Raw genomic sequence first — 12,865 nt, forward strand, 5'->3', positions numbered from 1 at the left:
CGTTTTTCGAAACCCGCGGTCAAGGACGAGGCGGCCAAGCCGGCCGCCGACGCCAAGCCCGCGACGAGCTCCTCGGAGCGCTCCTTCGCCCGCGGCGCCATGGCTCTGCTCGGCAAAATTCCGGGCTTCGGTCCCCGCAAATCGGCTCCAAAAGCGGATCCGAAGCCGGCACCAAAACCGGATTCGAAACCGGCGCCGACCCAGCCCGAAGCCCAGCCGGTTCCGCCCCCCAACGCCCCCAAGAGCGAAGGGGTGCGTCCGACCTTGCCCGACGGCCTGAAGTTCCCGCCCGCCCAGGTCGGCATGGGCGAAAAGAACGCTCCGCTCTCGAACCGCGAGATCCGCCAATCGGCCAACGAGCTGATGGGCGAATACGCCGGCCTCACCCATGAAGGCGTCGGCCGCGAGCGTAACGAGGACGGCATCGGCATGGCCTACACCAACGAGCGCGACTTGGTTTTGGTCGCGGTCGACGGCATGGGCGGCCATGCCGGCGGCAAGGAAGCCGCCAACCTGACTTTGACGACGGTGACCGAAGCGGTCCAGGTCAATGGCGACCTCTCAGCAGCCATGCACAAAGCTAATGACGCGGTGAAGAGTCAGCTTCATCCCACCGCCCCCAAGGGCCGGGAGCCGGGCGCTTGCATCGGCGCGGTGAAGATTCGCCGGCCCGATACCCTCAATGGCCCCCATACACTGGAAGCCAACTGGGGCGGCGATGTGAAGATTTATGTTTTGCGGAAGGGATCCGACGGCAAGCGCCGTTGGATCTACCAGAACGCCGAGGACAACCTGGCCCGGATGGCCGTCGAATTCGATATCAACCAAGGCAAGACGCCGAAGGAAGACCGCGATCTGGCGATCATCACCCACGAACGCGCCAGCAATATTTTCAATCCCGTCGGCAGCCCCAAAAGCTTTGGTCCCCACAGCACCAACGAGGGCTACGTGCCCGACGCCTCGGGCTACCCGGTGCCGGCCAAGGGCATCGACCGCCTCCCGCTCGAAACCGGCGACGTGGTTTTAGTCCTGCCCGACGGCACCAGCAAGAACCTCAAGGACCCCCAAGTCCTGATCGACCTGATCGAAGGCAAGGAAGGCGCGGACGAGATCATCAAGACCATCGATGCCTGGGTCGGGCAGCGGATGAAAAAGGCGAACGAGGTCGACGAAACCTACGAAAAAGGCACCTATCCCCGCGATCGGCGGCAGGGTGTGTTTGTCGACGGCGTCCAGCGTTTCGTGGATTCCAACGGGAACGTCTTCGAGGCGCCCCAAGGCGGCAAGGCCATCGACCATCTTGAGGCCGACAACTGGAGCGGCGTGGCTTATGTCCATAATCCCAAGGCTGAGTCGAAGCCCAAGGCCGATTCCGACCCCGGGATCCAGCCGCCCTCGAACAACAGTCGGACGGACGACGACACGACCCAGATTTTCCGGAAACCTGAGTAATTTCCCTTTGGGTCAGACAACTTTTGCGGTGGCGGAGCGATAAGCTTTCAAACCCAACCGGCGCCTTGAAACCCTTTAATTTCGCGGCTTTGCCGGTTTAGACGACATTATTATTGTGAAAAGGGGCCGGCGAGCTTTCGTCATTCGCCTTAGCCTCGTGAAAGAACCTCGCCGGGGGGCGCGGTATCCTTTGAAATGAGTAAGCACGGGGGCACGTTCCATTTATCCGGGGAGACCCGCGATCTTTTGAGGGAGAATCAGGCCTTTTTTAAGGAAGTCCTCGATCTTTTCGATCCCCAGGACCCTGAGAAAATCCCTCTGAAGTTCAAAAGCGGCGATCCCGAGTCGCGTTCCGAGGCGGTGGTCCATCCGAACGGAGAGGTCGAAGTGTCCTTCGTCATCCCGTTGGACAGCGACGCCGACCCGGAAAACGGCCGGGTCTACCTCCGCGACACCTTCGTCTTCGACTCCTCCGAAAAGAAGCTGAAATCCTACCAGCGGGCTTTCGACTATAACGGCAAGGGCGAGGGGAATTGGGCCGCTTGGCTGGAGAAGTACCGCGAGACCTTGAAGCAGCCCCGCGGCATCGACGACAAGACCGTTCAGGACTTCGCCTTCAGCGCCGGCACTTCTTTCGGCCGGGCGCTCACCGACGCCGACGGCAAGACCTTGGAGGATTTCGCCAAGGCCTACAAGCGCGAGCATGAATATCTCGATCTCAACCATCACATGGTCGAGGTCAATTGGCAGGACCTCAATTATAAGCTCAAGGACAAGGCCAATCACTACACGCTGGTGCGCAAGGACGGCCAGATCCACATCACTTTCAACATGACCATCGACGGCGACGACGATCCCGCCAACGGCCGCTTGATCTTGAGCGACACGATCAGCGTCGATGAAAAGACTTGGAAGCTGACGAATTTCACCCGCCAATGGAAGCCGGCTCATGAGCTGGCCGATTCCGAAGAATGGAAGGCCGCCGCCGAGCGGATGAACCAAATTTGGGCCGAGACGCCGGCCGACGAGAAGGCGAAAGTGGCCGAGAAGGGCCAGGCTTTCGTCGTCAACATGGCGTCGCTGCTTTTGACCGGAAACGACGTCGAGCCCAAGGATGCCTGGAAGGCCCTTTTGCCCAACGCCAACTCGGTGACCGGGCCGGCCGAACCCTCGGTCTTCGCCAAGCGCTCGGAGAAGGATCCCCGCCGCGGCGAGGCCACTCCTCAAATCCTCGAGGCGATCGGAGTGCTGGCCAATGAGTCGATGGCCCGCAAGCAGGATTCCGAATCGGGCTGGTGGAACCGGCGGGTGCTGCGCCATGGCGCGATCGACTTGGAGCAGTTGCAAAAGTCCAATATCGATGTCGTCAAGAAGGCGCTGGCGGCCGCCAAGTCCAAGCCCGCGGCCAGCGCTTTCGAAGTGCTCAAGTCGCTGAGCCTCGAGGGCGACGAGGCCCAGGCCCGCGACTGGATGCTCTCCAGCCCGAACGCCATCGAGCTCAATTCCATCGGCGTCGAAACCGACGCCGAGCTGCGGGCCACCGCGCTCTTGCATTTCGCCGACGGGCGGCTGTTCCGGCGGGCCCAAATGTTGGCTTCGGCCCAAAGTATCCTGAACGGGCTGCAGAATTCGCCATTTGTCCAGGCCAAGGCCAAGGCTCTTCTCGAAACGATGGGCGGAAAGGGGACCTTCGGCTCGAAGGTCGAGGCCTTTCTTCCCCATTTCACCGAGCAAGTCGCCCATCCCGCCACCTTGATCGCGATGGGCGGAGCGCCCTTCCTCGGCGCCGCCGCCGAGGGTGCGGGTTTGCTTGGCTTGAGCAGGTTCGCGCGAGTCTTGGGCGGAAGCGGAAGAGTCAACTTCGCCGGCCGCTGGCTGGCCGGCGGCGGTGGCCTTGCCGGCGAAGCCTTTGCTTTCACCGCTCTCCATCAAGCCGGAGCTTCGGCGGTTCACGACCCGAACAAGGTCATGGCCAACTTCGGCAACGAATTTCTTTCGGGCCTGATGCTTTTCGGCGCGATGCGGATGAGCCATGCCGTCGTCAACCCGCTCAGCGCCCGGGTCTTCACCAAGACGCCGACCGAAACCCAATTGCTCACTTCGCCGACCGGCCGGGTGCTGCTCAATCCGCGCTGGGGCGGGGGCGAGGCCAACTGGCTCTCCCGCAACGTGGCCATTCCCTTCGTCAACCACGGCACCGGCGTCCTCGCGATGCACGGAGCCAACAGCCTGGCGCGCCATTGGGACTTGATGCCCGACGACGGCAAGGACGGTTTCTCCCATTTCCTCGAAAGCGGCCTGGCTTACGCTCAAGCCACCATCGGCTTCAACTTGGCCAACCGCATGACGATGGGCCGCCTTCAGGGCGGCTTGGGCGAAGCCAAGCTCCGGTTGGACAGCTTCGGCCGGGAACCGGTCAAAAAGACGGGGCTCGCTCCGGGTCAGGCCTTCAATTTCAACGGTAAATGGAAGATCGAAAAGGCCGGCGAGCAAAAAGCGATCTGGATCGGCAGCAGCCCCGGCCGCCGCAAAGGCGTCGAGTATCTCGACGGCTACGCCAAGCTCAACGTCGGGGTCGAGGACACCGTTTCGGAATACCACGCGGTCCTGGTCCGCGACCGCAGCGGCAGCTTTTGGTACGTCGCCGATGCCGGCAGCACCTACGGGACCTTCGTCGGCACCCGCCGGCTGGCGCCGGGCGAGCACGCCCGCTTCAAGAACAATGAAGTCCTGCAGCTGGGCGATAGCTTTCAGCTGCGGATCGGCGTCGACGGCAAGCTTCTTTCGCCCGATCGCGGAGCTCATATCGTGGTCGATGTTCCTCAATCGCCCGCCCAAAAGCGCTTGGGACCGCCGCCCACCGCCGAGACCTTCCCCTTCGAAGCGCTTTACCCCGGCTTCGATCCGATGCCCTCCAAGGAGATCCAAGAAGCCATGGGGAGGCGAAACGAGGAGGTCAAGCCCCTGGCCTTCGAAGTGGCCCAGCTTAATTCGGTCAAAGGCGGCGAAGGCGTGAAACTGACCTCGGCGACGACCTTCTGGCGAAGCAAGTCGTCGACCTTGCAAATTTACGTCGACAAAAGAGGCCGTTTCGTCCTGGAAAACTTGAGCTTCGACACCCCGATCGAGGTCCATCGTCCGGCCCGGGGCCAGCAGGCCGAAGAGCGCTGGAACCTGATTCGCACCGACCCCAAGTTCATGTCCGAAGAGCAGAGGGTGGCGGGCCGTCAGGACTGGGTCTTTTTGGAGTCCGGCGACATCATCAGCATGGGCAACCAGAGCGTCGAGTTCATCGCCCACGACCTTCCGATCGCCGATAAAGTTCAAGCGTCCTCGCGGGCCCTGGGCCATAGCGAGCGGCCCCCGGCCCCCCGGGACTCGGTTCCGCCCGAAGACTTGGATCCGAACGGCGATCGCGTGACCGAGATCAATCTCAAGCGCGACCCCGATTTGGATCCGATGGGCGATCGCGTGACCGAGCTCAACCTCAAGCCGGTTTCGCCCGACGGCACTCATTCCGAAAATTCCGAGATCACCCAAGCCATTCGGCCTCGGCTGACCAACGTCGATCGCCTCAATGGCCCCTTGCCCGATGAATACCGCAATGGCATCCCGGCCAACACGCCGGTCTTCCAGCTGCTGCTCAACGGCGAGGTGATCGGCTCCGGCGATCCGCTCAACACCAGCTACTTGATCGGTCACAAGCCCGACGTCCACGGATCCTACCAATCCTCCTTTGCGATCGGCGGCCGCCTTCTGGAGGCGACTCATGCCGAGATATTCCTGGCCCGAACGCCGAGCGGCGAGGGTTATCAATGGTATTTGACCGATAAGGACAGCGCTCAAGGGACCTTTCTGGGCGGTCGGGACGGGCGGAAGCTCGACTCCGGAGCCGGCCGAGAATTCATTCCGCTCCAATCCGGCAGCACCTTCAGTCTCGGCGCTCCGGCCGGTAAAAACGACGCGATCGAGCTCACCTTCCGGTTGCCGTGGTCGGCGACGAGCATCGATCCGGCCAAGCCGGCCGAGGTGTTTCCGCTCAAGCTCCTTCGAGATTTTGCTCCCAACCAGGCGCCGATGGAATTGATCGATAATTTCGGCAACGTGGTCTTCACCGCCGATCGCAAGACCACCCGTTATATCTTTGGCAAGAATCCCGACCCCCGCGAGACTCCCAACACCCGGACGGTCAGCTTGGACTACGTTCGGGACCCGTCTCGAATCGCCGACGAACACTGCGAGATTTTCGTTTCGGAGTCCGGGAACTGGTACCTTCGCTCGCTGACACTCGAGGAAAAGATCTACATCGACGGCCAGGAAGTGATCCCGGGAGCCACCGTTCCGATTCGGCCCGAAGCCGAGATCGCCCTAGGCGGTGAGAAGGACAAGAGGCAGGGCCACGGCATCACCTTCCGGCTCCGGAAAGAAAATTACGCCACCGAGTCCGACAGCGAGACGCCGACCGTGCGGCCGGCGCCGCCGGACGGCAAGGCCGCCCGCCCCGCCGCGGCCCCGCCTCCCCGCCGGGCCCCATCGGAAGGGGATTTCAACGGCGGGGGTGTCAGCGACACTCTGATCATGCAGGCCTCCGCCACCGAAAAGCTGGCCCGTCAGTCGGTGGAGATGGAAGAGCCGCCGCCACCGCCGCAGCGTCCCCGGCAAGCTTCCCGGCCTCCGCAGACCGGCGGCTCCGGCCCCCACATCATGCGCCGTAGCCAGCCTCCCCAACCGCCGGCGAAGCGCCCCCCGGCGCCGCCCCTGGCCGAAAAGCCAAAAGAGCCGGCGGCTCCGGCCCCGCGCAATGAGGCCGATTTCGGCGAGCTCAACACCGAGGCTCCGGCCGCGCCGGTGGCGCCCAGCGGTGCCCGACAAACCGCCTCTCAAGAAATGCCGCCGCCGGCCCCCGACCTGACTCAACCGGTGATTCCGCGCCACTCGCCGGTGCCCAAAGAGGCTTTGCACTCCGAGCCGATTCCGCCGGCGCCCCCGGCGGCGGACGTCAAGCTTGCTCCCAGCCCAAGCCCGCTGGAGGCCGCCATCGCCGCCGCCCAGCCGCCCAAGCCGGTGGACCCGAGCTTGACCACGGTGCACCCCGACCTTCGCTCCCAGAATCTGCTCGACTCGATCTCGAGTTGGCTGACTTCCGACAAGGAGAGGCTGAAGAAAAAAGTCAATGAGATCAAGACGTTCCCGCGACATGAACCGAAAGAGGATTCCCTTTCTTCCAGCTCGGTGACCCTGCCCCTGTTCCTCGGCCAAGTCCTGAAGCGGGAAGGCGAGGTGAAATTCTCCGATCCGACCAAGGCCGTCCTCAAGGGGTTGATCGATGCCAAGGTCGGCGGGGATTTCGGCCAAGTCTACGACGTCAGCTTCGACGGCAAGACCTTGTTCTACGGTTCCCAAGGCTTCAGCGACCCCAACACCTCCTTGACCCTGAAAATCAAGCCCGGCGCCGAGGCCGAGGTTTTGCGGGGCCTGCATGAAAAGCTCCTGACCTTGGACGTGCCGGTCCAGATCACGGCGCCGCTCTCGACTAGCACCGAGGCCCCTTCGACTTATTTGGGCATCCTCTACCGGGCCCAAGACGCGGCCAAGGTCCACCAGGCGGTGCGGAACTTCGCCCAGGATCATTCAGCCGCCTTGGGCATGGGCAACTTGCCCTTCACTCATATGCTGCGGGGGGAGAATGGCCGGCCGATCACCGGAAGCGGCGTGATGGAATACTTCGTCGATGGGAAAGTGCCGAACCCCTTGGATCATCGCTTCCGGGCCATGGTCCTGGGTAGCTTCAACTCCTACGCCAAAAAAGCCCAGGCCGAAAACAAGTACGAGCAGCTAAAACACTTCCAGACCGCCCTCGCTTTGTACCAGCAAGCCGGCTACGACCTGGCCAATGCCGGTTTCCGTGCGGGCAGCCTCGACGGCACCCACGCGCCATTGCGGACCGAGCTCTACTTTCCCGAATAGAACTCGGCCGGCACCTTCTCGTCCAAACCGTAGATCAAGCTGTAGAGATAATAGGAGCGCAGGACCTTGCGCACGTAGTCTTGGGTCTCGGCGTAGGGGATTTCCTCGACGAATTCCTGCCAATCGCGGCCCGGCCGGGCCTTCTTCCAGCGCTCCACCGCCTCGGGTCCGGCATTGTAGCTGGCGATCGTCTCGATGAGATTGCCCGAGAAGCGCTTGAGGTTCATCGCCAAATATTGAACGCCGTACTCGACGTTGACCACCGGCCGGTAAAGGTCCTCGGGGCTGAAGGCGGAGCGGCGGAGAAAGGCCGCGATCTCGGAGCCGGTCGGCGGAATGATCTGCATCAGGCCGATGGCGTTGGCCGGGCTGACGACCTGAGGCCGGAAGCGGCTTTCCTCGCGCATGATCGCCCAGGCCAAGGCCGGCGGAATGTGGCGGGTCTGGGCGAAAAGCGTGACGAGGGTCGCGTAGGCCGGAGGGTACTTCAGGTTCCAGGAGCCGGAGTCTTGGGCGGTGGCTCCGGTTCCGTTGCGGATCTCCGAGAAATCCTCCAAAACCGATTCGCGGGCGGCGACGAAGTCGAGCTCGGCTAGGAAGTCTTCCCACAAGCCGACCAAGAGCAGCTCCTTCAATCGTCGCAGCGACTCCTTGCCACCCGGCGAATCGAGCTCGCCCATGGCGAAGGGCTCGGGAACTTTGAGCCGAGGCAGACTCTGAACGGCGCCGCGGCGCGGAGCCTGGGTCGGCTCGTTGAGCTTTTCCAGCCGCTTCAGGCTGAGCAGGGCGTAATAGGAAAGATTTTCGTCATCGGCCAAGTCCGAATAGATCGCCTTGGCCTCGGTGTTGCGGTTCAAGGCCTCCAACGAACGGGCCCGCCAATAGGCCGCCCGCTTTTCCGATTTTTCCCGGGCCGCCTTGGCCTGCAGCTCGCCGAAGCGGGCTTCGGCCTCGGCGTAATTCTCCAGCCGATAATTGTTCCAGGCCAAAAACCATTCGACGCTCGCGCGGCGGGGATGGGTCGGATAGGCCGCGAGCAGCTCGACGAAGAGCTGGTTGGCGTCCTCGAGCTTGCCCTGGTCCATCTTGAGGAAGGCGATCTTGTAGGCGTTTTCGGCGTCGACGCCGAGCTCGCGGTAAACCGCGATCGCCGAATCGAATTGATCGCTCCGCGAATAGGAGCGGGCCAGGTCGCCCAAGTCGTCCTCCCCGCCGAAGCCCGAGGCCGGATCGGCTCGCATCTCCTCGAAGAGGACCGCGGCTTCGCGGTAGCGCCGGGCCTTGTAATAGGCTTGGGCCAGCTGCTTCTTGAGGGAGAGCGGGGCCGGCGCCGAGAGCCGGACGGCTTCCTCGAGATCGACGGCGGCGAGATCGGGCCGCTTGCGCTCCAAGAGCAGCTCGGCCCGAGCTATGTGCTCGCCGGCGCCGACGCGGTACTCCGGATCGGCTTCTTTTAAAGCGGCGAGGATTTGTCCGCTGAGCTCGCCTTCGGGCTCGGAGCGATAGAGCGAGAGTAGTCCGGCCATGGCCTCGGCTTTGTCGCCGAGCTCCAGCAGGCAGCGGGCCCGGTCGAAGCGCAGCCGATAAGTTTTGGCCGGCGAGGGCTCGGTCTGGATGAGGGCGTTGAGACGGTCGACGGCTTGGCCCCGATCGCCGGTCTTGCAATAGGCCAGGGCCAGATCGCGCGAGACCTTGGCCGTCAAATTGGGCGGCAAGCTTTGGCTCGACAGCTCGGTGAGAAGCGGAATCGCCTCCTTGGCTTGACCCGATTCGCGCAAAGCCAGCGCCCGGTAATAGACGATGTAATCCTTGAGCGGTCCCTTGGGATCGAGCTCGCCGAAGAGCTTGGCGGCCTTGGCTTTGTCGCCGGAGTGGAGCTCGACGTAGGCTTGGATGAACCGCAGCCTCTCTTTCCAGGGGCCCTTGGCTTTCTTGCCGAGCAAGCCTTCCAAGACCGATTCGGCATCGCTGAAACGGCCGCTGAAGACCAGGCCGGTGAGGGTGAGCTCGGAAGTCTCGGCCGGCTTTTTCTTGGCTGCCGCCGGCAGCGGAGACAAGAGGGACAGGATGAGGAGGGACAAGAGGGCTGCACGCATGCCCGCCTTCTTACCATCAATGTCATCCTGAGCGAAGCGAAGGATCTGTGACTGGCCAAGAAGCTTAGGGCTCCAGCGCTCCTTCGTTCCCTCGGAATTCCCATTACTGGATCGAAGTGATTAAGGCCCTTCGAAGACCTTGGCAGGTCGCAGATCCTTCGCTTCGCTCAGGATGACACTTAGAACGAGGTCCCCAGCGACAAGATAATGGTGCCGTTGGTGATGGCGCTGTTGGTGATCGGGTCATTCAAGCCGCGGATGAATTGCCGCCCGACGACGATGATGCCGTAGCCCAGCCGGGCCGTGATCGGCAGGCCGTAGCCCAGCACGAAGTCGCCCCGCAGCTCGGCGCCGACGCCCAAGAGGAAGTTGTCGAAGTCGATGTCGCCGTTCCAGACCGATCCATAGTCGGCGAAGAACACCATGTACATCTTGTTGAGATGGATCGGCGTCGTGCCCAGGCCGCGCTGGGGGTAGATCAGCGGCAAGCGGTATTCTCCGCTCATCAGCATTCCCCGCTCGCCGGCGAAGGTGATGTTGGGGAGGCCGCGGAGGGTGAAGAGCCGAGGGGTCACCGCGGCCAGGGTACCTTCGCCCAAGGCGCTACCGAGGCGGAAGGTGCCCTGGAGCAGCTTGTCGCCCCAGGCGATGCCGCCGGCCAAGCGGAAGGCCAGGACGTGGCCGTCGAGCGGCAGCGGGACGTACTCCCGGAGGTCGCCCTGGAAGATGATCTGCTCGTTGTTGGGCGAGGAGCCCAGGGCTTGGTCGGTGGCCTCGAAGTTCATTTGGATGCGAGGGCCGCCCTCCAAGCTGATGCTCTTCGGAAACTGATCGACCCGGGTGAAGCTATAGCGCAGTCCGAAGCCCGAGAAATTGCCCAAGGTCGGGGGCAAGATCGCGCCGGGCGGGATCGCCGACTCAGCCGAGCGGTTTTCGAAGAAATAATAGCCTGACAGGCTGTGCCGGCCGGTGCCGAGGGTGGCGCCGGCCGCGACCCGGCGGCGTTCCTCGAAGAAGCTTTCGCCGATGCCGAAGATGTCGCCGTAGTCGACGACGAAGTCGAAGAAATTGACGAAGAGCGACGGCTTCAGCCGGTTATAGGAATACATGAACTGGCCGCCAAGGAAGTTGGCGTCGGTCCGGTAGTTGATGCCGCCGGTCCAACGGTGCCAGCCCAGCGGGTCGGCGCTGCCGATGTCAGCGGTGATCGTCACGCTGTCGCCGAAGTAGATGTTCGGCATGATGTAGCGCGGGATGAAGAGCTTCTTGAACGGGTTGTATTTCTTGGGAGTCAGTTCAGCGGGAGGCGGTTCGAGCGTCGCGGTCTCTTCGCCCTCCCCCCCTGCGGGGGGGCCATCAGGGGAAACTGGCGACTTAATGTCGCCAGGCGGAGAGGGTGCGGGCACGGCGCTAGCGACGCTGGTGGAGGTCGCGTCGCCCCCCTCTCCCGTCCTTCGGCCACCCTCCCCCGCAAGGGGGGAGGGCGATTTCGGTGCCAGCGGATCTCCCACCGCCAAATCGCCTTGCGCCGGCGCGGCCGGGACCGCTTCGGCTTGAGCCACCGCGACTTTCTTTTTCTTACCCTTCTTCCCTTTCAGCTTGGCCGGCTCGGGCTTGGCCACCGCGATTGGCGCCGGGTTGTAATCGTAGACCTTCAGGTCGTAGCCCCGACCGTAGTAATGCTGAACGATCATCTTGTCGCCGCTGAACTGGGGTGCGAAGAGGCCGGTCAGGACGTTGCTGACCTGTTCGGTCTGGCCGGAGCCGAGATTGTAGCGATAGACGTTGGTGATGCCGCTGCGGTCGCTGGTGAAGAAGAGCTCGGCGCCATTCTTGGAGAAGGCCGGATTCAGATCGATGGCCTTGTCCTGAGTGACCTGCTTGAGCATCGTCCCGCTCAGGTCATAGAGGTAAATGTCGCGGTTGCCGTTTCGCCAGGCGCTGACCGCGATGGTCTTGCCGTCGGGCGAGAAGCGAGGAAAGCTGAATTGAACCGCGGTCTCGGCCTGGCCCAAGAGCTTGGCCTTCTTGGCGGCCACGTCCCAAATCGCGAGCTGGGTGCCGTTGAGGTGGTTCTTGACGAAGACGATGCTCTTGCCGTCGGGCGAATAATCGGGATGGAAGGCCCGCTGGCCCGAGGTGATCTGGCTCGATTTGCCGGTGGCCAGGTCCAGCTCGAAGAGCTCGAAGTACTTGTAATAGTGCTTGTAGCTGCCCATCGCGCTGTAGACGACTTTTTTGCCGTCGGGCGAAAAGCTGTATTGGGTGCCGATCCGGCCCTTGTAGACCCGCTCGTCGCCGCTGCCGTCGAGGTTGATCCGCCGGATCTCGGCCTTATTGCTTAAGTCGGTCTTGGAATAGAGGACGAACTTTCCGTCGGGGCTCAAGGTCGGCTCGCCCAAGCTGCCTTGGTCGACATGGGCCAAGTCGCCCAGCGAGGTCAGGCCCTTGGCTTCGACTTCCTGCTTTTGGGCCTGGTACTTCTTGGTGAGGAATTCCTTCCACTCCTTGTGCAGCTTGTAGAAGTTCTTGTCCTCGAAGGTCTTGCGGGCCTTGTTGTTGAGCGAGAAAAGCCACATCGAATTGCTGTAGCGCTTGGAGAACTCGACGATCTTGTCCTGGCCGTAGGTGGTGGCCAAGTAGTCCCAGAATTTTCCGCCGTAGATGTAGGCCGCGTTGGTTCCCGGCCACTCGAATTGCAGGCCGGCCATCTGGTCGATGGCCAAAAATTGGTCGTTGAGGATGTCGGTCCGCAGCATCATGTCGGAGAAGGAATTATTGACCCGGCCCTTGCCGTCCAGCGACTCCTGCTGGACCGCGATGCCTTCGCGGACCCAGCCCGGGGTCAGGCCGTTGGGCGTGACGATCCGGCCCAGCACCCAGCGGAAGGGCTTGGCGATGCCACCGTACATGTCGAGGTGGATCGTGTGGGTGAACTCGTGGAGAAAGAGGTCGTGGAGCCAATCGTCGTAATAATTCAGCGTCGAGTCGCCGGGCGGAATCGCCACGAACAATAGAATGTAATTGTAGGGCAGGGTCGTGGTGAAGGCGTTGCTCAAATCGGTGGTATCGGTGATCACCACCTCGGTCCGGCCCCAGGGCTTCCACTGGAACTTGGGCGATTGCTCGGCGTAGACCTTCTCGGCGATCCCGGTCATCCGGTGGGCCACCGCCTCGGTGCCCTCATGGTAGTGGATGTTGAAGTGCTCGGTCGTGAGCGTGTACCACTTGAGCTTGGGGTCGAAATAGCCGGCCCGGGCCTCGTGCTGGGCCAAAAAACCGAAAATAAGGATCAAGGTGGCGAATAAAAGGCGGAAAGGGGATCGATCTCGCACTCAATTACCCGAATT

Annotated in this window: 4 protein-coding genes; 2 read left to right on the plus strand and 2 right to left on the minus strand. The window is 62.6% G+C overall.

The features are described from left to right. Both VJR29_12210 and VJR29_12215 read left to right on the plus strand, forming a co-directional pair. Positions 1–1,452, plus strand: a 1,452-nt coding sequence (locus VJR29_12210) for a hypothetical protein (GenBank protein HKY64169.1), incomplete at its 5' end; no start/stop codon positions are given. Between the two features lie 246 nt (positions 1,453–1,698). Next, entirely contained in the window at positions 1,699–7,419 is a 5,721-nt protein-coding gene (locus VJR29_12215) for an FHA domain-containing protein (protein HKY64170.1), read from the plus strand. On the opposite strand, the gene VJR29_12220 is transcribed toward VJR29_12215, so the two are convergent. Beyond that, a complete protein-coding gene (locus tag VJR29_12220; GenBank protein ID HKY64171.1) occupies positions 7,404–9,515 on the minus strand; it encodes a transglycosylase SLT domain-containing protein in 2,112 nt (703 codons plus the stop codon). The two genes, VJR29_12215 and VJR29_12220, sit on opposite strands and share 16 nt — an antisense overlap. A 179-nt stretch (positions 9,516–9,694) precedes the next feature. Continuing rightward, positions 9,695–12,850, minus strand: a complete 3,156-nt coding sequence (locus VJR29_12225) for a hypothetical protein (GenBank protein HKY64172.1) — start codon at positions 12,848–12,850, stop codon at positions 9,695–9,697. Positions 12,851–12,865: the final 15 nt, after the last annotated feature.

The sequence above is a fragment of the bacterium genome (assembly GCA_035281585.1).
GTDB lineage: Bacteria > UBA10199 > UBA10199 > DSSB01 > DSSB01 > DATEDP01.